The sequence below is a fragment of the Clostridium moniliforme genome (genome assembly GCF_017873235.1).
Classification (GTDB): Bacteria; Bacillota; Clostridia; order Clostridiales; family Clostridiaceae; genus Clostridium; species Clostridium moniliforme.
Window position 1 is genome coordinate 1 of record NZ_JAGGJZ010000013.1, and the last position, 25,284, is coordinate 25,284.

Below are 25,284 nucleotides of genomic sequence, written 5' to 3' on the forward strand. Positions count from 1 at the left end.
AACTTACTTTAATAAAAAGAATTGCTGGTTCTAAATGTATTTCTATATTCTGTTCAATTTTCAAAGACCATTTTATCTCGTCGCCCTCAAGCGACTTGATTATATTATCATTTAGAAACTTTTTTGTCAACATTTTTTTAAATATTTTTTATGTTTCTAAAGGACGTTTTTCATTTTATCATTCAGCAACAAAATTGTCAACAAATTTTTAGTTGAAAATCAGTTTGTCGAAACTTGTTTGCATCACAGATGACGTGTTTTATCTTATCATAAATTCATTATATCTTAATTTTATATACTTTAATTTAATATTATTTTCTTTATTTTTCTTTAAATTTTTCTTTTTTTCTTTATTTTTTTTATATTGACACTCTAGGTTGTGTTTTTCTTGTTTTTTGCAATATTTTGAATAATATATGATATTTTCACTATATTTTTATATAATATTTATATGATATACTTTTTATTAAGGCGGTGATTATTATGGGACACATCTTAAAAAATGATTGGGATCCTTTATTAAGTGGTGAATTTCAAAAAGATTACTATAAAAAAATACATAACTTTCTTGTAAGAGAATATAAAACAAAAATAGTTTATCCTGATATGTATGATATATTTAATGCATTGCATTTCACTCAATATAAAGATGTTAAAGTTGTTATCCTTGGTCAAGACCCTTACCATGGTCCAAACCAAGCACATGGACTTAGCTTCTCTGTTAAACCTGGAAATAAAATACCACCATCATTACTTAATATTTATAAGGAACTTCAAAGTGATTTAGGTTGTTTCATACCTAATAATGGATATTTAAAAAAATGGGCTGATCAAGGAGTTCTTTTATTAAACGCGACACTTACTGTTGAAGGTGGAAAGGCTAACTCTCATCAAAAAATAGGTTGGTCTATATTTACTGATAAAATAATCTCTTTACTTAATGAAAGAGAAGATCCTATTGTATTTATACTTTGGGGAAATAATGCTATTAAAAAGAAATCACTAATTACAAATCCAATTCATTATATAATTCAATCTGTTCATCCAAGTCCTTTATCAGCATCAAGAGGATTCTTTGGAAGTAAACCATTTTCAAAAACAAATAATTTTTTAATTAAAACGAATAAGAAACCAATTGATTGGCAAATTGAAAATTTATAAAAATAAAGCACATCAAACATTAAAACTTTGATGTGCTATTAATTATGTTTTATTCTTTTACATTGGCTGGATATCCAAACATTATCAACAATTTGTTTACTATATTTTTTAAAGTATCAAAATTATCATTTACACCTGTTATAAACTTAGACTTTGGTAAAAGTGTTATTGCATAAACAATGAACGTTGCAAGGAAAGTTGCTCCAACAGAACTTAAAATTGCATTTCCTACAGGATTTTCTATTCCAATACCCCTTAATGCAAATATAATTTTATACAAAGCGTAAATATGAATCATATAACCTGCATATGAGTATTTTGATATAAAAGCAACAATTGAAGATGCTACTTTTTTACTTAAAACATACTCTCCTATTATATAAAACATTAATATATTTGATGTTCTATATACTATATCAAATGCTAAACTATAATCTATAAGTTCAAATTGTCTTGAAAACTTATAATAAAATGCTACAACAAAAATTCCATATATAACATATCTAAACTTATTTACTATTTTATTAAATATTTCATAATTGAAAGCTGCATACATACCAAAAATAACATATATACTCCAAAATAATATTGAAATATTTACAAATCTCATTTGTAACTCAGTAGGTTGCCCAAATAAAATTTTAGCCATCCCCTCTTTAATTGCACTTTGATGTATTGATATGTACATATAACCTTTTAAAATTACTAGAAATGCTCCTATTCTTATAATTTTATTTTGTTTATGAATAAATCGTCCTATATATATTAATATTGGGAATATAATAACAAGTCTTATAAACATCCCCATATACCAAAGGTGAAAACATCCATTTCCAGATATAGTTTCTGCAAAGAAATTTCCTATCCTTTCTGGATTATATAATTTCATATTTATATAAGAGAAAATAAAATATGGAATTATTAAATAAAATAATCTGTTCTTATAATATCTTTTTAAATCTAAATTTTCTTTATAGCTATAAGCAGTCGTTAAACCACTTATAAATAAAAATATTGCAACTCCTGGCTCTGCAATAACCATTAGTACATTTGCTAATGTTATTTGTCCTATTGGCATTGAGAAATTTGATGGTGTACTACCTAAAGCATGCTGCATTATTACAAAAAAGAAAGCAAAAGCTCTAAGCATTTCTATCTCTTTTAATCTTTTTTTCTTCATAATACTCCCCCATTTTCATTTAAAATTATACATTATAAATTCATGAATAAATAGTTATTTCAGAAATTTCTTATTAAAAAAAGGATGTGTAAAAATCACATCCTTAATATGTATTAAAATTTAAATAATAAATCTTTAATTTGTTAATTTAATAAGCTCGGGTTTTTGATTTTCTATTGTCCTTTTAAATCGCTTTTTAACGTGAGTAGTTAAAAACAAATAACAAATTTTATCTTTTGAATATTATTTTTTTAATCTTTTAAAAAATATATAAAGCAAGGTTGAAATTATTCCACAAACCCCTCCAAATGAAAAAAATAAAGTTACCTCTCCAATAACAGCACCAAGTAATGTTCCTATTCCAACTCCAAAAACTATACCTTTCGTGACCAAAGCATATTCATAATCTGTTAAATTAGCCTTTTCAAACAATTCAATCACTCCTTAAACCCATAATCTTACTTTTATTATAAAATATACTTCTTAATAATTCCTTAATTAAACCTTAAATAACAATTATCCAAATAAAAATTTATTATATTTTATTAAATCACCAAATTATATCGATTAAAAAATTTTTTCTTATTATTTATTAAAATCTTTTTTTGTATACAAAAAAAACACTAACAAATGTTAGTGCTTCCATTGGTGGCTCGAGCAGGAATCGAACCAGCGACACGAGGATTTTCAGTCCTCTGCTCTACCGACTGAGCTATCGAGCCATACAAACCTAGCAATGTCCTACTCTCCCACACAGTCACCCATGCAGTACCATCGGCGCTATAGAGCTTAACTTTCCTGTTCGGAATGGAAAGGAGTGTTTCCTCTATGCCATTATCACTAGATACATTTCATATTATAACTAATCTTTAGTGCAGTGTCAAAGCTTTTGTTAAAAAAGTTTTATTATATTTTTAATTTTATTTTTTATACAAGTATGTAATAATTGAGTTAAATTATAATTACAGGAGATGTTTTTATGAATAATAATGAATTATCATATATAGAAAAACTAGCAGAAATTCTAAAAGATAGTAATAATATTGTTTTCTTTGGTGGTGCTGGAATGAGTACTGAATCTGGAATACCTGACTTTAGAAGTGCAAATGGATTATATAGTGAAAAGCTAAATATTAATTTCACTCCTGAGCAACTTGTATCTCATAGTTTTTATGTTAAATATCCAAAGGAGTTTTTTAATTTTTATAAAGAAAAACTTATATACCCTAATGCTAAGCCAAATGCTGGACACAATGCACTAGCTAAACTCGAAAAAATGGGAAAACTTAAAGCTATAGTTACTCAAAATATAGATGGATTACATCAAGCTGCTGGTTCTAAAAATGTTTATGAACTTCATGGATCAGTTTTAAGAAATTATTGTACTAAATGTCATTCTTTTTATGATGAAAAGTTTATTTTAGATTCTAAAGATATTCCAACTTGTCCAAAATGCGGTGGAATAGTTAAGCCTGATGTTGTTTTATATGAGGAAGGACTAGATGAAGCTACTATCCAAGGTGCGATTAGGGCAATATCTCAAGCTGACACTTTAATTATTGGAGGAACATCATTAGTTGTTTATCCAGCGGCTGGACTTATTGATTACTTTAGAGGAAGAAATCTTGTTCTTATAAACAAAAGTACTACACCAGCTGATAGTAAAGCTAATTTACTAATCAATGATGATATTTCTAAGGTATTAACAGAAGCTATCAATAATTTATAAAAAATATGTTGCAAATTTTAATTTAATTTGCAACATATTTTACTAAATACTATTTATATTTCTTTAATTCTGTTATTTCACATTCTATTCCTAAAAAAAGTGCTAATTCATCTGCTATTTCTTCAATATCTTCTTTACTATATTTATTTTCATCTAAATGAAATGTAAAATATGACTGATTACCATCATCTAAATATATTTCGTATGGATTACCAAAGTTTCTAATACTCCACTTACAACTAGGCTTTTTATCTCTAACCATCCTTTTCATTTGTAGAAAAGATATAAAATTTAATTCTTCCATATATATTCCACATAATTAATTATTTAACAGTTTTATATTCTATAGTTTTTAAATCAACTCCATAATTCTTCAACTTTTATTGTTTCACTTTTAGGTTGCTTATCTTCATCTAGCTTGTCTACTTGTACTAATACCGGAAAATTACTAGCCATACCTGTAAATATGCATGCACCTTGTGGTAATATCGGAATCATTTCATACGATGCATTATCTAAAAATGATACGCTTTTCCCAATAGCTTTTATATCTTCGTTATTAACCAACCTATGCAAAAAATAATTATGCAATTGAGAAATAAGAGTATCTGATATATCTGATGGTCTTTGACTTGAAATCGTTAGAAATGTTCCAAACTTTCTTCCCTCTTTTATTATTTCTTCAAATACTTCCAATCTGTAATCTTTCCACATAGCACTTTCTCTTTCTGAGTTACTTGATAAAATGTTATGAGCCTCATCAATTATTATATTAAAAAATTTCTTTTCGACAGATAACTTTTGTTTATCATATTCTTTTTTGCATATTATCATAGGTATTATTTTTCTCATATTAATATTTACATCTACTAAGGAAATAACAACCATATTGCTATTATCTGTATTATATATATTAGAAGTAAAAACCTTTCTTAAATCATTTAATCGTATATCCAATCTCTTAATTAATGGTGCTATATGCTCTTCATTAATATAACTTCTTTGCAATCCACCTAAATACATTATTTTTACTGTAAAATAAAATAAATCAAAGTAATTAATATTATCACTATTGAAATTGCAATTTTCTCTAATTAATTTATTATTTAAAGTAATTACATATTCATTGCTTTTATACTCTTCAAAATTATTTAAATATTCATCTTTTACATCTTTTCGTTTTATATAAAATGAATTACGGCTGCTATTAAATATTAATATGTTAAATATTCTTTTCTCATCCTCTGTTATATTATTAAAAAATATATCAACTAGATCTTTATACTTGCTTCTTAATAGCATATATTTATCTCCGCAATTAAATATATTATTAAATATTTTATTAACTTCGTTTACCACTTTCCCGCAAGTATCCTTGCTATTTACTATCTCTTTAAACTTTTTTATACAGATTTTTAGAAATGGTTGTTGAGTTTTCTCAGTTGCTTCAGTTATTATTGCCCAAAATTCTAATTCAAATAAATATTCTATATCTAATGGATACTTATCGCCTTGTTGTCTTGTTGATAAATGATATACCTTTTTATATTCATCTTTACAAATACTATTTTCATACTCTCCGTTAAAGTCTATCAACAAAAATTTACTGTTCTTTTTAAAGTTGTCATTATCAGAATATATATTAAATAATTCTGTATAAATCTTAGCTAATGTATTAGATTTTCCACTACCTGTATTTCCAAATATACCAATATGACTTGCAAAAAGTTCTTGAACTCCTAATTTTAATTTATAATCTTCATATGAGATAATATTTCCTATTTGAATCCTTGATTCATTCTTATTAGAGAATGCAAATACCTCCTCTACTTCTTCTTCTCTTAGTACATATATATAATTCGAAATAAGTGGTAATTGAGTTAGTCCTCTTTTAAATTTATTACTACTATCTATACATCCTACTATTCTAATTTCTAATATTCTTTTTATTTCTTCTGTTGAATTTTTATATCTATATGAATTATTATCTTCAACAATATATTCTCCCTCAATTTTCCCTATAATATTACTAAACCCAGTTCTAATCTTTATAAATCCGCCAACTGATATATTTTTTACTACCTTGCCATTATAATTGATGTATAATGAATTTTTTTGTTCATATACTTTAGCACGTATCTTCTGTCCACGTACTTCTATTACTTCACCTACTTTCAATATATCATTATCCATTTTCTTTTCTCCCCTTAATAACCTTACCTAAAAATTCATTTACTTCTTTTAATGTTATTTTTTCTTCTTGTTTATCTGTTGCAACTTCTCCCAAAAATTCAGTAACCTCATAATCTTCTCCACTTTCAATATTTTCATCCCACTCTAATCTACCAATAATCCAAACGTTATTATTAAACCTAAACTTTTCTTCAAATCTCTTTTTATCCTTATCTGAATATGAGAATATTATTAATAGTAATGATGGATTATTTAAAGCCCTTTTAGTTAAATCTTCTATATGTTCATCGTAAAACGAAAATCCATAAGCAATTAATAGAGTATTTCCTCTCTCTAATTCATTACAATAAATTCTTAACAACTCATAATAATTTTTATTAACAATTGTATCACTGAACTTTTGCTTGGTAGGGTTGACTATTTTAAACGAATTTTTATAGGTTGAAGTAAAATCCATATATTCTTTTTCATTTGTGACGTCGAATTCTTCTAAAATAGAATCTATCTTTTCTTTACTAATTTCATCCCACTCTAAATCATTTACTTTACTTAACAGCTCAGTTCTATCATTATTTAGTATTTTTTTCTCCTTAACATAAAAATCCTCTAATTTCGAAATATAATTTCCATAAATCAACTTTCCATCTTCTCTATCACTAGATTTCCATGTTATCGATCCATGAATTTTATATAAATTAAAAATAGGTAACAAAGATGCCCTATTACTAAAAAGCACTTGTTTATAATATATTTTATTATAATTTGAAGTTGAAAAATATGGTTTTATAAGACCTTGAAATCCATCATTATATTCTATGCATTCCTCTTCCATTGCTAATTCTAATACGACATCATAATTAGTTGTAAATATATTTAGCTGTTTCTGTAAAACTACATTATCTCTAATATTTAATATTTGTTGCCATAAATTTAAAAACTCACATTGTTCTTTTAATACACTCATATCATTAAGTTTTGTAGCCATAGGATATATACTTGTCTCAAAGAAATTCCAATATAACAATGCTTCTAATGCAATATATTTGTCGTTGTGTGGTTCCTTTTGTATTATTTCCATAAACCTTTCCATAGTGCCTAATGTACTTAATACATTTGCTGAAAATCCTGCACCTAATAATAAGTTTAAATTATCCGACTCTAATAACTTTATAATAATCTTTTGAAAGTTTTCATCATTTAAATATTTTATTTCAGCCATTTGAAAATTCTCCTAAAAAAACTAATCTTTATTCTATATTCTACCATATAATTATATATTTAATAAAAAAAATTCACCAGCAATTTGCCTTGATTCTCTACCGAATCTGGAATACCAGACTTTAGAAGTGCAAATGGATTATATAGTGAAAATCTAAATATTAATTTCACTCCTGAATAATTATTATATAATAATTTTTATGTTAAACTTGAAAAAATGGATAAACTTAACGCTATAGTTACTAAAAATGTAAATGTATTACATCAAGCTGTTGATTTATTATAATAATACTATTTTAAAATTGGCTATGATTTAAACTGGTGTGGATTTTAGATAGAACTGTAAAACATAACCTAAATTTTAAATATTAATAAGTAATTGAATAATCTAAGCTAATAAGAAATATATTTATAATATATAAATCTTTTTGGAGCTCTAGAATGAAGTATATTATATTTTTATTACTAATTTTAGCCATAATTTTTCTTATAATATATTATGAGAAAAAATTATTTTATAGTAGAAGGCAGCTATTAGTTGCAAATAGCCAAATTGATAATTTAAGAAAAAGAGTACCTAAGAATACTAGAAAATCAAATAAACTTGAAATTAAATTCTTATCTCCAAACTCTACAATGGGGATAATAAATGAAAATTCTAATGTATACATAGCTCCTTTAGAATTTTCGTATTTAATTCAGAATATATCAGTAAAAATGGAAGTTAGAATTTTAGATAAGGCAGAAGCAAACGGAAGTAACTGGTATTATATTGCATTACCTTTGGATAGTAATATTAATTCAAGAGGCTGGGTTAATGAAAAGAACTTTTCTTATTTTTATAGTTCTTCAAAAACTGTTTCAAAAGATATAAAATAAAATTCTACTTATCTTATACATTTTTAATTACTTAAAATATAAACCCTTAAAGAAATTATTTAATCTCTTTAAGGGTTTATTATTTATTACTGAATAGTTAGTTTTACAATCATAAATATTATATAAACAATTATTGTAACAATAAATGGCCAATCTAATATTTTTTCTTTTGATTCTGTAGAAATTAATGTTTCTCCATAGGACCTATCACTTATTTCTACTTCTCTAACTCCTCTTGCTTTGCCCCATTTATCTAATTTTTTTATAACTAAATATGCAAGTACTGATGCTATTATTAAATTTATTGCAGTTCCTTGAAGTAAATGAAGCTTCTCATAAAAAGTAAGATTCATTACTGCATCAGCTCCATCTTTTGGACTTGTTATACCAATAAGATTTGCTAACTTTTGAATAGTTATTGATGTCCCATTAATTATAAAATGCATAATCATTGAAGCAAATATACTTCCAGTTACTCTAACAGTATATGCTAAAATAAATCCAAGCACAGCTGCATATAAAAATTGCTGAGCATCTAAATGAAATATTCCAAAAAAAAGTCCTATAACTAAAGCAGATTTAAATCTACTTTTACTATTATATCCTGATAATACTATTCCTCTTAGTGTAATTTCTTCTGTTATAGCTGGCATAATTGCAATAATTGCTAATAGCACTAAATATGGTGTTCCTGATATTGAAGTTATTAAATTACCAATATTATTTTTAAAGAAAAAACCACTTAAAAGTCCAAAGAAACCCATTATAGGTACACATATAAATCCAAGCATAATTACAAATATTAAATCTTTTAATGGTAATAATTTAAATCTAAAAGTTTCTTTTATATTACACTTAGTTACAATTACATATATAATAGCAGGAACTATAAATAATAATGTATGATTTAATACTAGCATTAATCTTATGTCTTTTATTCCAATTAATCTATACATAGGAATAAGTACAAAGGGCATAAATATTTCTAATAATACTATTATTAGAAAATATAAATTTGCTCTAAAAATTTTTTTCATATTTTTCTCCTTTTTTTTATTTTTATAAGTATAATTTTAAAATATTAGGAGATAATACTCAATGAGGCTATTTGCTTCATTAATTAATCGCCTCTCCCCCATTTTATTTATATACATGAATCATCCCTCTTACGCTTTAAAGGCAAAGAGGGATTTTTCTTTTCTACTATCCATCTTTATTTTTTAACAAAGCCTACTTTAACTAGATTATATAATTCTCTATAATTATATACCTTTATAAATTATTTTAATAAAGCTTTTCTTATTATATTTAACGCTGTCATACTAGCTCTATTTCTAACTTCATTTCTATTTCCAGTAAATATATGTTTATAAGTTTCTACTTTCCCATCTAAATATATACCAAAATATACAAGTCCCACAGGCTTTTCTTCTGTTCCACCACCAGGTCCTGCAATTCCTGTTGTTGATATTCCAATTCTAGCTCCAGTTCTCTTTGCAATACCTTCTGCCATTTCCTTTGCAGTTTCATGACTTACAGCACCATACTTTTCTAAAGTTTCTTTCTTTACGTTTAATGTTCTCATTTTTGCTTCATTTGAATAAGTTACCGCACCTTCAAGAAATACTTTTGATACCCCTGGATATTCTATTAATTTTGATGATAATAAGCCTCCAGTACAGGATTCACTTACTCCAATTGTCATGTTTTTATCTACTAGCATCTTTGCTACAGTATCTTGAAGTGTTATCTCCCCAGTGTTATAAACCGCATCTCCAAGTCTTCTTAACACTTCTTCCTTTAATGGTTTAATAAGTTTTTTTGCTTCTTCTTCACTTTTTGCCTTTGCTGTTATTCTAAAAGTTACTTCTCCTTCTTTAGCATAAGGTGCTATTGTTGGATTTTTTCCATTATCAATTAAATCTTGAAGCTTATGTTCTGCCATACTTTCTCCAATACCAAAAACTCTAAGAACTTCTGAAACTATAGTATCACCTGTAAGTTTTTCTAAATATTTTCTTACCCCATTTTGGAACATAGGTTTCATTTCCTTTGGTGGTCCTGGAAGAACAATTATTGCTTTATTATTTTTTTCAAATATTGCACCTGGTGCTGTTCCATTATCATTATTTAATATTATTGCTTCCTTTGGAAAATATGCTTGTTTCTCATTACTTTTTACACAGTCTCTACCCATTTTCTTAAAATATTCTTTTATCTTTTTTAAGCTTTCTTCATGAAGACACATATCCATTCCTAAAAACTCTGCAACTAATTCTTTAGTCATATCATCTTTAGTTGGTCCAAGTCCACCAGTAGTAATTATAATGTCACTTCTGTTAAATGATTTTTTTAAAGCTTCTAAAATCCTTTCTTTGTTGTCACCAACTACTTCATGGTAATATACATCTAATCCTAAGTTTGCTAATTCTTTTGAAAGATACTGTGCATTAGAGTTTAAAATATCTCCTAAAAGAATTTCAGTTCCTACTGCTAATATTTCACACTTCATATTATCCCTTCTTACATAAAATTATTTAGTTCATTTCTATATTTTCCATATACATATATTTTATTATATATTATTTTTACCAATAAAATTAAGGATGATAGTTAACCTTTTGTAAAGTTATAACTATCATCCTAAGTTAAATTCAAATTTTTTATTTGGCTATCCCTAGACATATATAATGGTCTAGGGATAGTTTATATAAAAAATCCTTCCTCTCATTACACAGAGTTTATTGCATGGGCAGTTTATGGCTTACTTAATTATATTGTTGAAGTTAAGCAAGCTATAAAAATATGTATGAGAGAAGAGAATTTATTCGTCTTCTCTTAATTACTTTCTCTTTCTAACAATATTATATGCAAAAGAGTATTTTTATATTCAAAAAATTTTCTTTACCACCCTTGTTTTTCTTCTTTTTCAGTAAAATGGCTTCCATCATTTTTAAATTCTATTTTAAAATTATCATTATCTACTATCACCTTTGTAAGGGTTGCTTGTCCCATTACTTCATTATTTGCTTCTTCATCATTAAAAAATGCTAAAATTGCCTTTAATGTTATTCCATGTCCAACTATTAATATACTTTTCCCTTCATTTTCTTCTAATATATCTTTCATTGCAGAATTTACTCTTTTTCTAACTTCTCCTAGTGTCTCTCCATTTGGAGCACGCATTTCTAAATTTCCTCTCATTATAGCTGAAATATCCCAATCTGGATTTTCTTTCATAACATCTTCAGTTATTCTTCCTTCATAATCTCCAAAATTCATTTCTTTTAAACCTTCATGAATTTTAATCTCTGTGTCTTTATCTCCTCTTACTATACAAGCAGTTTTATAAGCTCTTTCAATAGGACTTGTATAAATTTTATCTATTTTTATATCTTTCATTCTTTTTGAAAGTTCTTTTGCCCTATTTATTCCAAACTCAGTAAGTGGAGAGTTTCCATGTCCTTGTAACCTTTTTTCTAAATTCCATTCTGTTTGTCCATGTCTTGTTAAATATACTGTAACCATAAATTTTCTCCTTTTTCCTAAGTTATTTCTAATCCCAAATATATTATATCTCTCTTACATAAATAATACTTAAATTGTTTCTTAAATATATTTTTCTATTTTATTTTGAAAAATCCTCTCTCTTTATATTTACCTAAAATTATTTCATAAAGTTTTACATAAATTTCTTTAATTTATTCTCTATTAAATACTATCTATTAAAAGGTTATATTTTAAATAGTATTGATTTTATTATTTATATTCATTAATAAAAACTAAAGGAGTTAGGCAAAAATATTTTTATCCTAACTCCCTTTATAAGTTACAAATATTAAATTTAACTAACTTCTTTTACTTCTTTAAAAGAAATCCAACCCTTTTTTGCAATGTAATGCATATATGGAACAACTCTATGAATTGAACTATCTAAACTTTCATTACATTCTTTCGCCATTTTTTTTGCAATATCATAAATAGAACTTTTGCCATCTATAAAAAGCCATGCCTTTGAACATAAATCATCAAAAGTTACATCACAAGTAGGAGACTTTTTATATAACCATCCTACAAATCTTTTTACAGGGTCTTTAACAGAAAAATATATTACAACTTTATCTTTTACTACCTTCCAATTATCATGCTTAATTTCAGGTACATAAAGTAAAAAATTATAATTTGCTTTTTTGTTTTTATTTTTTTCTTTCTTATCTTTTCTAAAAAAACTAACCATATTATTGATCTGCCTTTTGATGTTTTATTTTAAATTCTTTTCCACCTTTAACAGATGAACTATAAAACCAATAAGAAAGAATTAAGAACATTATAAGTGGTAACCAGTTACTTTGAGTAACACTTGGGATTATATTAGCTCCAAATCCAATATTAATTCCAAGTGTAGTAAATACTGCAACTATTATTCCCATAATTGCACCACCTGCAACAAGTCCTGATGCTGTAAGAACACCTTTTTCAACCGCTTCACCTTTTGCATCCTTATCCTCTTCTTTATTGAATCTCTTTTCTACTAAAACTCTTACAACTCCACCAAATAAAATTGTAGCATTTAAAGTTATTGGAAGATATACACCAAGTGCAACTGGTAAAATTGGAATTCCAACCATTTCACAGAATATTGATATAAAAGCACCTATAAATACTAATGTCCAAGGAATTTGTCCTGTTATAATACCATCAGCTAACATTTTCATAAGTGTAGCTTGAGGTGCTGGAACATTTAATGAACCTAGTCCATAAGCTTTATTTAGCATAAAAATAACAATTGCAACCATAACAGCTGAGAACATCATTGCAACCCACATCCATATGTGATTGTCCTTTGGTGTACCACCAATTATAAATGTTGTCTTTAATCCTTGAGAAGATGCTCCTGCAACACCTACTGCTGCTGCAACTATTGAAGTTACTATTAATGATTTCTCTATACCAACTGATCCACTAAGTCCAGTTAATTTGAATATAATTGCTATAAATAATAGTGAAGCTATTGCCATACCTGAAACTGGATTGTTAGACTCACCTATTATACCAACCATTCTTGCTGATACAACAGCAAAGAAAAATGCAAATAATATAGCTAATATTCCTCCTAATATTCCAGCTTTAAGCATTGGTAAAAGCCATGTAGCAAAAAATCCTACTAAAGCTGCCCCTATAAGCCATACTATTGGAGTTTCTTTATCTGTTCTCTTTGTATTTGCAGTATGTTTTTCTTCCTTAACAACTCCTACTATGGCTTGCTTAAAACTATTTATTATAGTAGGCATTGATTTTGCAAGAGATATAAATCCTCCCATTGCAACTGCACCTGCACCTATATATTTAATATAATTTGACCAAATTTCCATAGCTGACATTTGTGATATTAATTTAGTTGATGGGAATATAACATAATGTAATCCTGCACCAAAGAATTTTATTAATGGTATTAATCCAAACCATGCAACTAATGAACCACCAAACATTAATAATCCAACTCTAACACCAACTATGAATCCTACTCCAAGAACTGGTGCTAATGTATCTAAACCTATCATAGTTCCTTGATATCCCTTAAATGTATAAGTTGTTTGTCCACCCCATAATTTAAATCCATCTGAAAAAAGATTATATAGTCCACCAAGTCCAATTCCAGTTAGAACTGTCTTAAATGAACTTCCACCTTGACTAGCTGTAACTAAAACTTCTGATGCAGCCATTCCTTCTGGATAAATTAATGTTCCATGTTCTTCAACTATTAAATACCTTCTAAGTGGTGTAATGAAAAATATTCCCATAGATCCACCTACAACTATAATAATTATTATAGTTAATAAACTTATATTAAATCCTGCAAGAATAAGAGCAGGTAATACGAAAACTGAACATCCAGCAGCTGCTTCTCCCATTCCTGATAAAGAGCAAGCAAGATTAGCTTCTAGAATATTATTTCTTTTAAAAGAACCCTTTAATATTCCAACAGCTAATATTGCTCCTGGTATAGCTGAAGCTATTGTCATTCCTACTTTAAGTCCTAGGTAAGCATTTGCAGCTGCAAATATACAAGCAATAATAATTCCAACTATTATAGAATATCCTGTAGTTTCTGGCATTACATCCGAAGTTGGTACAAACGGTATATAATCTTCCCCTTTACAACCACTATAGGCTGTAGATGATAATTTTTTCTTTTGTGACATTTTGACCACTCCTTAATGTATGAAAGTCACTACTAATAATAAGTAGTGACTTTTTAATATTTAGTTATTTATTTCATTTCTTTTAAAACTTCTAAAAGGAATTTATACATTCTTTCAGTTGATGAAATGCTTAAATGTTCATTTTCAGTATGAGCATCCCAAATGTTAGGTCCAAAGCTTATCATATCTGTATCTTGCATAGTTTCTTTAAATAATCCACATTCAAGACCTGCATGTATAGCTGATACTTCAGCATCTTTATTAAAGAAGTCTTTATAAACCTTTTTACAAAGTTCTCTTATTTTTGAATTAGGATTATATTGCCATTCAGGATATTCAGAAACTTTTTCAAATTTAGCATTTGTTCTTTTAGCTATAATTGATAATATGTTAAATACTTCATACTTTAAGCTTCTAATAGAACTTCTGATTGATATTGATATTTGTATTCCATTTTCATTAGTTTTTATAACTGCTAAATTTAAACTAGTTTGAACTAATCCTTCTATATCCTTGCTCATATTTTGAACTCCATTTGGAGATGAAACTAAGAAGTCTACTAGTTCAGTTGTCTTTTCTTTTGTAAATTGTTTAGTACATTGACAGCAGCAATCACATTCACTAATTGATAAATTAGGATCAGTAACTCTATATTCAACTTTAAAGTCATTTTCCATATCTTTGCATATTTCTTTAACTTTTTGAATATCTTCTTCACTATTTACTGTTATTGATGCAATACATTCACGTGGAATAGCATTATGCTTTGTACCACCATTTATTTTTACTAAATTAAAATCTATTGATTTACCAATTTCAAATAGTAATCTTCCCATTAACTTATTAGCATTAGCTCTTTGCTTAATTATCTCCATTCCTGAATGTCCACCAAGTAATCCAGAAATCTTTAATTGTATACATTTACCATTTATTTTTTCTAAATCATTTTCAAATGTTACTTTTGTTTCTATTCCACCAGCACATCCAACTAAGAAAATACCTTCTTCTTCTGAATCTATATTAAGTAATACTTTTCCTTTTAAAGATTTAGTATCTAAAGCCATAGCACCATCCATACCAACTTCTTCAGCAGTTGTAACAACAACTTCAAGTGCTGGATGAGGTATATCATTTGAATCTAATATAGCAAGTGCATAAGCTACTGCAATTCCATCATCAGCTCCTAATGTAGTTTTAGTTGCATATAGATTATCTCCTTCAATTCTTAATTTTAAAGGTTCTTTTTCAAAATCATGGTCACTATCAGCTGCTTTCTCGCAAACCATATCCATATGACCTTGTATTATAACTGGAGTTGAATTTTCATAACCTTTTGTAGCTGGTTTTCTTATGATTACGTTTAATGCCTTATCTTGAGTTACTTCAAGATTTCTCTTTTTAGCAAAGTTTACAAGGTAATCACTAATTTCCTTTTCATGATATGATCCATGAGGAATCTTTGTTAACTCCTCGAAAAACTCAAATACTTTTTTTGGTTCTAAATTTTCACATACTGACATAATTATCGCTCCTTCTTGTATTAATATTAAATATTATTATACAAAATAATTAATTTTTTATTATTTAAAATTAATCTAAATAGTAAGTATTTGAATACCACTATTTTTATATTAATTTATTTGTTTGTATTTTATTAGACAAATTTATGTACTTATAATGAACTTTTGAATATTATTAAATGTTTTTGTATTAATATTCTTTTAATATGATGTTTTATTATTCTAATAAAAATACCTACAAAATTATTTTATGATAATTTTGTAGGTAGTAATAATTTTACTTATTTAATTCTAAAAGTGCTAATGCAACTGCTCCTATAACTCCTGCATCTGTTCCAAGGCCTGCTGGAACTATAGTGCAATTTTCTGCCATAGATTTAAAACATCTTTTATTAACTACTTCACGAACCTTATCAAAAACTATATTTCCAGCTTTTGATACTCCACCACCTATAACTATCATTTCTGGATCAAATATTGAAATTGCATTTGCAACTCCAATTCCTAAATAATTTAATGCTTCATCAATTATTTCTTTTGAAACTTCATCACCTTTTTCTGCTTCTTTAAACACTTCATATGAAGTAATATTATCATAATTTTTAAGTGAAGTTTCAACCTTACTTCTTACAGCTTCTTGTCCTCTTTTACCTATTGCTGTTCCTGATGATACTGCTTCTAAACATCCTATATTTCCACAATTACATCTTGGTCCAAATGGTGCAACAGTCATATGACCTATTTCTAAAGCATTTGATGTATTTCCTCTACATATGTTTCCATCAATAATTGCTCCTCCACCTACTCCAGTACTTACTGTAAAATAGACCATATTCTTTTTGCCTTTTCCAGCCCCAAGCATATATTCACCGATAGCTGCTACATTAGCATCATTATCTAAAAATACTGGAACATTAAATTTATCCTTTAAAGGTTTTACTAAATTAAAATTAGTAAATGGTAAATTTGGAGTAGTTATTATTATACCTTTTTTTGAATCTAAAGGCCCTGGTGAACCTATTCCTATACCATTAACATCTTCTATACTAGCATCACCTTCATTAATAACAGATTGTATGCTTTTTATAATTCTCTCTAAAACTCTCTCTTCCCCTTCATGAGCATTTGTAGGAATTATGCTTTGTGCTAAAACATTTCCTTCTAAATCTGCAAGTGCAGTACTAATTTTTGTACCACCTAGATCTACCCCAATTACATATTTATTCATATAAACCTCCTGATATAATTGATTAATATATTTTTATATATAAATATAAAAATAGGACTTACTATTCTATTTTAATATATTTATAGAAATAATAAAGTCCTTATTGTTATTAGCTTAACTATTTTTATTTTTTATAAAGCTTTATGTGCTTTTATGAAATAGTTTCCATTAGCATCTACACCTTCATTATCAACAATGAAACTATTATCTTGTAACATTAAATTTATTGTACTTAAATTATCTTTATTTTCTTTATCTATTGATATTGTGAATTTATCTTCCTTATCAACTATACATAGATAATCATAAATATTACTATATTCACTAAGCCCTATACTTCCATGTATATCCATTTTATAATCTGACATAACTCCTCATCCTTCCACAAAAAAAGAATATAAATTAACTTAAGTATATTATATGTAATTGAATTTAATTTATTACAATTAATTATTTTGAATATTTACCATTATTGTTATTATTATATAAAAAGTCTAGAAATATTTTGCTAACTAGAGAATTTATCTTCGATTAACTAAATAGTTCTAGACCTTAATATCTTTATAATTTTAATTTATTTAATATTAATTTTTACTATTTTTAATTATTTTAATAGCTTCAACTTCTGGTACTTCTTCATATCTTTCAAATTCCATCTTGTACTCCCCTCTAGCTTGAGTAATTGATTTTATATCTGTTGAATACTTGAACATTTCTGCTAGTGGAACTTCACAAATTATCCTTTGATTATTCTCTTTTGGCTCTATTAAAATTATTCTTCCACGCCTTTTATTTATATCACAAATAATATCTCCCATATACTCTTCTGGTGCTGTTATAAATACTTTCATAATAGGTTCTAAAAGGATTGGATTAGCATTTTCAAGTCCTTTTTTGTATGCAATAGAAGCTGCAATTTTAAATGCCATTTCTGATGAATCCACAGGATGATGTGAACCATCATAAAGAGTTGCTCTAAGTCCTATAACTGGATATCCAGCAAGAACTCCTTGTCTTATACATTCCTTTAGTCCCTTTTCAACTGCTGGTATAAAGTTTCTTGGAACAGCTCCTCCAACAACTTTATCTATAAATTCTAAATCATCCTTTCCATCATCTCGTCTTTCAAATATTATTTTTACATCTCCATATTGTCCATGTCCACCAGATTGTTTTTTATGCTTTCCTTGAACATCAGAAATTCCTTTTATAGTTTCTCTATATGGTACTCTAGGTTCTCTTAATATAACATCTATTCCAAATTTATTTTTAATTTTACAAGCTATAATTTCTAAATGAGTTTCTCCTATTCCAGATATAATAAGTTCTGAATTTTCCCTATCTCTCTTTACTGAAAATGTTAAATCTTCTTCTGATAATTTATTTAAAGTTAAAGAGATTTTTTCTTCATCTCCCTTTGATTTTGGAAGTATCGCCATAGATATTATAGGTTCTGGGAAATTTAGTTTATCATAAATGATTTTAAAATTTGGATCTACTAATGTATCTCCTGTTTCTGTAAATTGAAGTTTTGAAACTCCACCTATATCTCCAGCAATTATTTCATTTGTCAAAATTTGATTTTTTCCTCTCATAAAAAATATATTTGATAACTTTTCCCCTTTTTTCTTATTTGCGTTTATTACAGACATATCATTTTTAAGTTTTCCAGTCATAACTTTAAATAACGAAATCTTACCAACAAATGGATCTACTACAGTTTTAAATACTACTGCTGAAAATGGTCCATCCTCACATAAAGAAATACGCTCATCTTCTCCCTTTTCATTAATTACTTTTTTTGGAAAAGATAATTGTGGAGATGGAAAACATTTAATTGCAGCATCTAAAAATGGATTCATTCCTATTGCTTTAATTGCACTTCCGCACATTACAGGTACTATATCACCTTTACTACATCCGTTTATTAATCCTTTATAAATTTCATCGTCACTTAAGACTCCTTCTGAAAAATATTTTTCCAATAATTCCTCATCATTTTCTGCAACAGCTTCCATTATTATTTCTTTAAATTCATCTATTTTTTCTTCTAAATCCTTTGGAACATCAATTATTTCTGTTTTATTAGTTTTTAAATTATAAATTGTAGCCTTTTTTGAAATTATATTAACTACTCCTCTAAAATCATCTTCTTTACCTATTGGATATTGAATTGGCACTATGCTTGATCCAAATTTCTCTTTAAGACTATTTAATACTTTATCAAAGTTAGAATTTTCTCTATCTAATTTATTAATAAAAAAAGCCCTTGGTATCTTTTCTTTTTTACAAAAATCCCACGCTTTCTCTGTTCCAACTTCTACTCCAGATACACCACAAACAACTATTACTCCAATATCAACAATTTTCATTCCTTCAATCGCTTCACCTATAAAGTCAAAATATCCTGGTATATCTACTAAATTTATCTTTTTATCTGCATATTCTAATGGTGAAATAGTTGTAGAAATGGATATACCTCTACGTTTTTCTTCTTCATCAAAATCTGATGTTGTTGTTCCGTTTTCAATTGTTCCAAGCCTACTTATCGTATTTGTGCTATATAATAGTCCCTCTACTAAAGAAGTTTTTCCAGTTCCACTATGACCTAGAAAACCAATATTTCTAAGATTTTTTATATGATAGTCTTTCATATATAAAGCCCACCCTTCTTAAACTCTCATATTAATTTTTATGAGAGTTTAAGGGGTTTTAGAATTAATTTATTTCTTCCCAATAGCTATTTTTCAAGAAAAACTCTGCTCTATTTTCTGCTCTTTTAACTATATTTTCATCATATCCAATAATTGATAATATTTTTATTGCGTTCCTAGTTATTGACCTTCCATCATATACTTTATAATCAAATATAATATTGTTATCTTTTATTTGTTCTTGAAAATGACAATTATAAAAACTATTTTCCAAAATATAAGTAAGCTCAATATCATGAGTTGCTGCTATACATATACAATTTTTATTACTTAAATGTTTTAATATTTCCGTTGATGCAGAAATTCTCTCAATTGTATTAGTTCCTCTTAATATTTCATCAATAAAACATAATATTGGAATTTCTTCATTAACATTATCTAATATTCTTTTTAATGATTTGCTTTCAACCATATAATAACTTTCATTAGAAAACATATCATCTTTTAATGCCATTGATGTAAATAATCTAAAATAGCTACTACTATATTCATCTGCAAAGGCAGTATATATAGTTTGTGCAAAAATAGAATTTATTCCTATTGTTCTTAAAAACGTAGATTTTCCTGAAGCATTAGACCCAGTTATTAACAAACACTTATTTATATCAATACTATTTTTAACTGGATTTTTAATTAAAGGATGATATATATTTTTAAATTCTATTTTATTTTCAGCCTTATTATTACTAATAGTAAGATTTGGTATGCAATAATATTCAATTACACTTCTAAAGGAAGCCACTGCAATTAAACTATCTATCTCTCCCACATATTTATATATGCTCTCTAAATCCTTCATATTTTTATATAAAGTTTTGTTTATTCTTTCAAAGGTTCTTACCTCACGTAGAAAAAATAAATTAAAAATTTCATTAAAAGCTAATGCCTCACTTGTTGCATTGGTTGCATTAACAAATACAGATTTTTCTAATCCTTTTAACAAATGTAATGTCTTTTCAATATGTATATAATTTTCATTTATATTTTTATAATTTAATTTATAAATATCTTTTGCACAATTAACTAAAGAAATCATATAGATATAATCTTCTATTCTATTTTCATACTTCTCTTTAGTTTTTTTATGTATGTACATGTTTAAAGCAATATTTAAACCCATTAAAGCGAAAAAATAATTATAAAAAAATATCCCTAAGATAGTTAATAAAACTGGAGTTATTGATAAAATATTGTATAAAACTAATCTTAGTTTACTATTGCCATTAACTACTTCTTCCTTATCTTTGTAAAAATAATCTGATATACAAAGTTTTTTCTTCTTACCTAAATTCCATAATTTTAATTGAATAGCTTTAGATATCTTCTCATTCTCTTCAAAGAATTTAATTAGTTTTTCTCTTTTCTTTAATTCAACCTCATTAAAAAGAGGTTTCCTTAAAATATTATATAAAACTTCTTCTCCAACTGATGTCATAGTATTATTCATAGCCTTAAAAATATCATCCATATCTAAATCGCTCCATGTTATATCATCAATATGAAAACATGACTTTGTATTTTCAAAATATGCCTTTGTATATTTAAAATCTACTTTACTATTTTTTATACTCTGAAACTTACCCCATCTTCTATCTATTTCCTCTTTCATAAACTTGTTCATTTTATATTTTGAATAAATAAAAAATAAACTAAATACTAAAATTGTAATTATAAGTCCAATTACAAAATTCATAACCATCCCCCTTGAGCTTAATTATTTTTAATTTATATATAAACTTAAAAATAATTATACTTTACTATATAAATTTTGTAAAAATTAACTTATTTTCATAATGATAATAACTTATTAAATATTTTTAACCACAATATTAAGTTATGTTAATTCAAAGTTAAATATTTATTACACATTTGTAAGTGAAAACATTTAAAATATATAATATAAATAAGATTCATTAATAAATTTTATCAAGGGATATTTTTAATTTCCTTTACACTATCTTTTGTTCTGTCCTTTGATAAAAATAAGAATTTTATTTTATTAAAAAATACTCTAACTAATTTTAGTTAGAGTATTTTTAATTACATTTCATTTGAATATAAAATAAAAAAATTAAAATAATTTTATTTATTTTTCTTAAATTATAATTATCATATATTTTCTACATCTACAGATACTACATTATCAATACTTTGAATTTTTTTAACTAATTCAAAAATATTTTCATTATTTTTAGTTTTTATTATATAGTGAATATAATACATATATTCATCATTTCTTAAATTTTTTTCAGTTTTTATAGATGATATCGTATATTTTTCATTTAATAATATATTTGTTATACTTTCATCTGGATATTCTAAAACCTTTATTCTTATATCAAAATTTTTTACAATATCTATTGCTTTTAAAAGATGTACATTTAATAATTTCTGCATAAACTTTAATATTACAATAACTATAAATGTAGTAAAAATAGCTATACAATAAAGTCCCGCTCCAGTAGCTAGTCCAATTGCTGCTGTTGTCCATATTCCGGCTGCTGTTGTAAGTCCTTTTACAGATTTCTTTTCCATAAAAATAGTTCCTGCCCCAAGAAAACTAATTCCGCTAACTACTTGTGCAGCTATTCTACTTGGATCTAATCCCACATTATTTAATATAATAACATCACTAAAAGCATACTTAGAAATAATCATAAATAAAGAACTTGCAAGTCCTACTAAAAAATGAGTTCTAAGACCTGCCTCTTTAGAATCCATTTCTCTCTCAAAACCAATTAACCCTGCTAAAATTCCCGCTAAAGATATCCTTAAGAAAAATTCTAAACTATTTATCATTTATTATCCCTCTACTCTATTAATTAGTAAAAGTCTTATTTCTATAATATTATATGACTTTATATAATTTATTATATTATAAATACTTACCAATAAAAATATTATAAAAAAGAGAAAGGTAAACTATCATTTTACTTTTCTCTTTCAAAATCACTTTAATTTAATTATTTCTTAAAAGGAGTTTTATAATACTTTCCTTCAACTAAACTTGCTACACCATTATTATAAAATCCTAAAAATTCTCCTTTATAATTTGTTTCCTTTTTAGAGTTAAGTTCTCTAATAATCTTTTTAGATGAAGAATTAATATAAACATTTCCTCTTCCATCAATAAGGATATCCTTTTTATTAACTGGTTCATCTAAATTTATAATGTCTTCTTTAGAATAAATATCATTTAAATTCTTTTTCACTATTTTATTTATTTTCTTTTCTCTTACTTCTCCTAAATATGCAACTCCATCTTCATCTATTCCTAAAATTACAAGACTTTCATTAGATCTTATGGCTAATCTTGTATTTGGCTGAGTCATATGCAATATAGTTCCATTAGAAGCCATATATACTAATCTATCTTTCGTTGGAATTATTGAAATATCACCTAATAATCTTACATTTAATGGTACTCTAGTTGCAGAAGTTTGATTTATATCAACTCTATAAATACGATTATTTATTTTAATATAAGTAACACCTGTAATTGTTGATGCCTTTATATCAAAATTTTTATACATTTGATTATATGGGCAAATTCCTATTATTTTTTGGTTTACACCCTTTTCAGGCTCATAATTATAAAGAACTATTTCCCCATCTTCTACCTCTAATGTTAAAAGCATATTTCTATCTGCTAGCCATACAGATCTTAATATTTGATTATTATTAGGATTTTCTAATTCATTTGTATCTCCTGTATTAGAGTTACATATATTTAATTTTAATTTATTATAGTAACTTATATATTTACCATCATAAGAAATTTTAATATCTTTTGCATTATTTGGAATAGCAACATGCTTTTCATTATTATCTTTATTACTATTTATTGATACTTTCTGCATATCAACATTAGTATCATCTTTAAAATAAAATTTATCTAGAAAAAATAGTACTGTACATTGAAGTATAAGAGATATTCCTATCCAACATAATATTATTTTTACTTTTCTCATATTTTCTCCTTTGTTATTTAACTACTATAGAAGAAGCAATATATCTTTCTCCAAGACCATTTGATACATCATTAATAACTTCCCCATTTAAATACATTGTAGATGATTTTCCTCCATCTAAATTAATAGCTGTAACACATTTTCCTTTTGTAAGCATAAGAGACTGAAGTTCAGTCATAGTACATCCAATACTACCTACAAAATTTCTTCCGTCAATGACCATTAAAACAATTGAACCATCAGCTCTTTGTCCTATAGCTGTTCTTGGTGCAATACCTCTTGCACCATTGGCTCCTCCTAGTGGTGTAGGTTCTCCATCTTTAATAAGCACTGGTTTAAAACTAACAGCTTCTTGAACATTTAATTTTTTAAGTTGTTTAGTTGAATAATTACCGGCAAGCATTTTACCTTCTTTAGTAATTGCCATACATTCTGTTTTTGTATTTTCTGTTTTTAAATCTGAAAATACTACCTTTCCATTTGAAATTATAATCCCTGTAGGTGTTCCACCATTGCCTGTCCAATTTGAATTACTAGAAGTATCTACGAAAGCTCCTCCATTTACAGCTGCAACAGCATTATTGTCTTCTGCCATTTCTGAAGTTGTTTCTCCCTTTTTATACATATATTTGGTATATGCAACTTTAACCCTTTTAGGGTCTTTAATAACTAGCATATGTCCATTATATTTTGAGTTTTCAAATTTATAAAGGTCTATTGTATCATCATGCTTTCCATTTACCTCAACTACAGAATTATTTTTGATTCCTAAGTTTTCATTTTTTTCATCTGATGAATTTAATATCTCATTAATTCTTTCCTTTGATAAAAACGTTGTTGCTAGATATTGATGCTTCATTGTTGTCATAGCCGAACCAACATATATTCTCTTTGCATTATCAAAAGGTCCATAAAGTAATACAAAGGGTGCTGTTACGGCTGTAAATACCAATTCAAAAACTAAAAAGGCTACTATCGTTTTCCACTTCTTTTTATTTCCTTTTCTCCTTTTTCTCTTGTTTTCCATCAAAACTCTCCCATTTTAAAAAATTTATTCTTTATTATATACTATTTAAGTTTCTTTATAAACCTATTATAATATTATACTAACTTAAATATTATATTTAATTTAATTTAATATGACAATAAATCTTAATGTTTTTTAATAATAATTTAAAAGAAAAAGAGAAAATATTTAAATTTTCTCTCTTTTTTTTTATTATTATTCATTTTTTATATATAAGCAAAGTACTCATATTATTTTAAATTAATATTCTTTTTTATAGAA

At 26.3% G+C, this 25,284-nt stretch carries 21 protein-coding genes, 1 tRNA gene, 1 rRNA gene and 1 pseudogene; 4 read left to right on the forward strand and 20 right to left on the reverse strand.

Annotation, left to right across the window (positions count from 1 at the left end; genetic code table 11):
* Positions 1-483: 483 nt before the first annotated feature.
* Complete coding sequence (locus tag J2Z53_RS12070; RefSeq protein WP_209797738.1) at positions 484-1,161, forward strand: uracil-DNA glycosylase; 678 nt, start codon at positions 484-486, stop codon at positions 1,159-1,161.
* Between the two features lie 49 nt (positions 1,162-1,210).
* On the opposite strand, the gene J2Z53_RS12075 is transcribed toward J2Z53_RS12070, so the two are convergent.
* From J2Z53_RS12075 to rrf, 4 genes are all read right to left on the reverse strand, one after another.
* Complete coding sequence (locus tag J2Z53_RS12075; protein WP_209797739.1) at positions 1,211-2,341, reverse strand: acyltransferase; 1,131 nt, start codon at positions 2,339-2,341, stop codon at positions 1,211-1,213.
* A gap of 243 nt (positions 2,342-2,584) precedes the next feature.
* Entirely contained in the window at positions 2,585-2,773 is a 189-nt protein-coding gene (locus tag J2Z53_RS12080; protein WP_209797740.1) for a hypothetical protein, read from the reverse strand.
* Between the two features lie 214 nt (positions 2,774-2,987).
* Positions 2,988-3,063, reverse strand: a tRNA-Phe gene (locus tag J2Z53_RS12085).
* Between the two features lie 6 nt (positions 3,064-3,069).
* Positions 3,070-3,186 (reverse strand): 5S ribosomal RNA (gene rrf / locus J2Z53_RS12090).
* A 134-nt stretch (positions 3,187-3,320) separates the two neighbouring features.
* Here rrf and J2Z53_RS12095 point away from each other — a divergent pair.
* On the forward strand, positions 3,321-4,070 hold the full coding sequence (locus J2Z53_RS12095) for an NAD-dependent protein deacylase (RefSeq protein ID WP_209797741.1): 750 nt from the start codon (positions 3,321-3,323) through the stop codon (positions 4,068-4,070).
* Between the two features lie 49 nt (positions 4,071-4,119).
* Here J2Z53_RS12095 and J2Z53_RS12100 read toward each other — a convergent pair whose 3' ends face one another.
* The 3 genes from J2Z53_RS12100 to J2Z53_RS12110 are packed head-to-tail and all read right to left on the reverse strand — an operon-like array spanning position 4,120 to position 7,482.
* The gene (locus tag J2Z53_RS12100; protein ID WP_209797742.1) at positions 4,120-4,374 is read right to left on the reverse strand and encodes a hypothetical protein; all 255 of its coding nucleotides are present in this window, start codon (positions 4,372-4,374) and stop codon (positions 4,120-4,122) included.
* 53 nt (positions 4,375-4,427) lie between these two features.
* On the reverse strand, positions 4,428-6,263 hold the full coding sequence (locus J2Z53_RS12105) for an ATP-binding protein (protein ID WP_209797743.1): 1,836 nt from the start codon (positions 6,261-6,263) through the stop codon (positions 4,428-4,430).
* Positions 6,256-7,482 (reverse strand): SIR2 family protein, encoded by a 1,227-nt coding sequence (locus J2Z53_RS12110; RefSeq protein ID WP_209797744.1) that lies wholly within the window; start codon positions 7,480-7,482, stop codon positions 6,256-6,258. Before J2Z53_RS12110 ends, J2Z53_RS12105 begins: the two co-directional genes overlap by 8 nt.
* Positions 7,483-7,578: 96 nt before the next feature.
* Between J2Z53_RS12110 and J2Z53_RS12115 the strand changes: the two are divergent.
* Together J2Z53_RS12115 and J2Z53_RS12120 are read left to right on the forward strand one after the other, a co-directional pair.
* Positions 7,579-7,749 (forward strand): annotated as a pseudogene (locus J2Z53_RS12115) (NAD-dependent protein deacylase); the annotation flags it as partial.
* A 173-nt stretch (positions 7,750-7,922) separates the two neighbouring features.
* The gene (locus J2Z53_RS12120) at positions 7,923-8,360 is read left to right on the forward strand and encodes a hypothetical protein (RefSeq protein ID WP_209797745.1); all 438 of its coding nucleotides are present in this window, start codon (positions 7,923-7,925) and stop codon (positions 8,358-8,360) included.
* A gap of 86 nt (positions 8,361-8,446) precedes the next feature.
* Here J2Z53_RS12120 and J2Z53_RS12125 read toward each other — a convergent pair whose 3' ends face one another.
* The 13 genes from J2Z53_RS12125 to J2Z53_RS12185 form a co-directional block, all read right to left on the reverse strand.
* Positions 8,447-9,397: a CPBP family intramembrane glutamic endopeptidase gene (locus J2Z53_RS12125; RefSeq protein ID WP_209797746.1), complete on the reverse strand. Its 951-nt coding sequence runs from the start codon at positions 9,395-9,397 to the stop codon at positions 8,447-8,449.
* 242 nt (positions 9,398-9,639) lie between these two features.
* The gene (locus J2Z53_RS12130; protein WP_209797747.1) at positions 9,640-10,872 is read right to left on the reverse strand and encodes a competence/damage-inducible protein A; all 1,233 of its coding nucleotides are present in this window, start codon (positions 10,870-10,872) and stop codon (positions 9,640-9,642) included.
* A 392-nt stretch (positions 10,873-11,264) separates the two neighbouring features.
* Positions 11,265-11,888, reverse strand: a complete 624-nt coding sequence (locus J2Z53_RS12135) for a histidine phosphatase family protein (protein WP_209797748.1) — start codon at positions 11,886-11,888, stop codon at positions 11,265-11,267.
* A gap of 316 nt (positions 11,889-12,204) precedes the next feature.
* On the reverse strand, positions 12,205-12,597 hold the full coding sequence (locus J2Z53_RS12140) for a PqqD family peptide modification chaperone (protein ID WP_209797749.1): 393 nt from the start codon (positions 12,595-12,597) through the stop codon (positions 12,205-12,207).
* A gap of 1 nt (position 12,598) precedes the next feature.
* Positions 12,599-14,563 carry an OPT family oligopeptide transporter gene (locus J2Z53_RS12145; protein ID WP_209797750.1) on the reverse strand — a complete coding sequence of 655 codons (1,965 nt, stop codon included), beginning with the start codon at positions 14,561-14,563 and terminating at the stop codon, positions 12,599-12,601.
* A 68-nt stretch (positions 14,564-14,631) separates the two neighbouring features.
* Positions 14,632-16,083 (reverse strand): aminoacyl-histidine dipeptidase, encoded by a 1,452-nt coding sequence (locus J2Z53_RS12150; RefSeq protein ID WP_209797751.1) that lies wholly within the window; start codon positions 16,081-16,083, stop codon positions 14,632-14,634.
* 277 nt (positions 16,084-16,360) lie between these two features.
* Positions 16,361-17,311: an ROK family protein gene (locus J2Z53_RS12155; RefSeq protein WP_209797752.1), complete on the reverse strand. Its 951-nt coding sequence runs from the start codon at positions 17,309-17,311 to the stop codon at positions 16,361-16,363.
* Between the two features lie 131 nt (positions 17,312-17,442).
* Entirely contained in the window at positions 17,443-17,679 is a 237-nt protein-coding gene (locus J2Z53_RS12160; RefSeq protein WP_209797753.1) for a hypothetical protein, read from the reverse strand.
* Between the two features lie 216 nt (positions 17,680-17,895).
* Positions 17,896-19,965, reverse strand: a complete 2,070-nt coding sequence (gene fusA, locus J2Z53_RS12165; protein ID WP_209797754.1) for an elongation factor G — start codon at positions 19,963-19,965, stop codon at positions 17,896-17,898.
* 64 nt (positions 19,966-20,029) lie between these two features.
* Complete coding sequence (locus J2Z53_RS12170) at positions 20,030-21,718, reverse strand: MutS-related protein (RefSeq protein ID WP_209797755.1); 1,689 nt, start codon at positions 21,716-21,718, stop codon at positions 20,030-20,032.
* 416 nt (positions 21,719-22,134) lie between these two features.
* Entirely contained in the window at positions 22,135-22,824 is a 690-nt protein-coding gene (locus J2Z53_RS12175) for an MgtC/SapB family protein (protein ID WP_209797756.1), read from the reverse strand.
* Positions 22,825-22,988: 164 nt separating this feature from the next.
* Positions 22,989-23,996: a hypothetical protein gene (locus J2Z53_RS12180; protein WP_209797757.1), complete on the reverse strand. Its 1,008-nt coding sequence runs from the start codon at positions 23,994-23,996 to the stop codon at positions 22,989-22,991.
* A 13-nt stretch (positions 23,997-24,009) separates the two neighbouring features.
* Positions 24,010-25,023, reverse strand: a complete 1,014-nt coding sequence (locus J2Z53_RS12185) for a phosphodiester glycosidase family protein (RefSeq protein ID WP_407927663.1) — start codon at positions 25,021-25,023, stop codon at positions 24,010-24,012.
* Positions 25,024-25,284 lie beyond the last annotated feature (261 nt).

Coding starts and splice junctions, on each gene's coding strand:
- J2Z53_RS12070 (WP_209797738.1), top strand. CDS start 484: ATGGGACACATCTTAAAAAATGATTGGGATCCTTTATTAAGTGGTGAA.
- J2Z53_RS12075 (WP_209797739.1), bottom strand. CDS start 2,341: ATGAAGAAAAAAAGATTAAAAGAGATAGAAATGCTTAGAGCTTTTGCT.
- J2Z53_RS12095 (WP_209797741.1), top strand. CDS start 3,321: ATGAATAATAATGAATTATCATATATAGAAAAACTAGCAGAAATTCTA.
- J2Z53_RS12100 (WP_209797742.1), bottom strand. CDS start 4,374: ATGGAAGAATTAAATTTTATATCTTTTCTACAAATGAAAAGGATGGTT.
- J2Z53_RS12105 (WP_209797743.1), bottom strand. CDS start 6,263: ATGGATAATGATATATTGAAAGTAGGTGAAGTAATAGAAGTACGTGGA.
- J2Z53_RS12110 (WP_209797744.1), bottom strand. CDS start 7,482: ATGGCTGAAATAAAATATTTAAATGATGAAAACTTTCAAAAGATTATT.
- J2Z53_RS12120 (WP_209797745.1), top strand. CDS start 7,923: ATGAAGTATATTATATTTTTATTACTAATTTTAGCCATAATTTTTCTT.
- J2Z53_RS12125 (WP_209797746.1), bottom strand. CDS start 9,397: ATGAAAAAAATTTTTAGAGCAAATTTATATTTTCTAATAATAGTATTA.
- J2Z53_RS12130 (WP_209797747.1), bottom strand. CDS start 10,872: ATGAAGTGTGAAATATTAGCAGTAGGAACTGAAATTCTTTTAGGAGAT.
- J2Z53_RS12135 (WP_209797748.1), bottom strand. CDS start 11,888: ATGGTTACAGTATATTTAACAAGACATGGACAAACAGAATGGAATTTA.
- J2Z53_RS12140 (WP_209797749.1), bottom strand. CDS start 12,597: ATGGTTAGTTTTTTTAGAAAAGATAAGAAAGAAAAAAATAAAAACAAA.
- J2Z53_RS12145 (WP_209797750.1), bottom strand. CDS start 14,563: ATGTCACAAAAGAAAAAATTATCATCTACAGCCTATAGTGGTTGTAAA.
- J2Z53_RS12150 (WP_209797751.1), bottom strand. CDS start 16,083: ATGTCAGTATGTGAAAATTTAGAACCAAAAAAAGTATTTGAGTTTTTC.
- J2Z53_RS12155 (WP_209797752.1), bottom strand. CDS start 17,311: ATGAATAAATATGTAATTGGGGTAGATCTAGGTGGTACAAAAATTAGT.
- J2Z53_RS12160 (WP_209797753.1), bottom strand. CDS start 17,679: ATGTCAGATTATAAAATGGATATACATGGAAGTATAGGGCTTAGTGAA.
- fusA (WP_209797754.1), bottom strand. CDS start 19,965: ATGAAAGACTATCATATAAAAAATCTTAGAAATATTGGTTTTCTAGGT.
- J2Z53_RS12170 (WP_209797755.1), bottom strand. CDS start 21,718: ATGAATTTTGTAATTGGACTTATAATTACAATTTTAGTATTTAGTTTA.
- J2Z53_RS12175 (WP_209797756.1), bottom strand. CDS start 22,824: ATGATAAATAGTTTAGAATTTTTCTTAAGGATATCTTTAGCGGGAATT.
- J2Z53_RS12180 (WP_209797757.1), bottom strand. CDS start 23,996: ATGAGAAAAGTAAAAATAATATTATGTTGGATAGGAATATCTCTTATA.
- J2Z53_RS12185 (WP_407927663.1), bottom strand. CDS start 25,023: ATGGAAAACAAGAGAAAAAGGAGAAAAGGAAATAAAAAGAAGTGGAAA.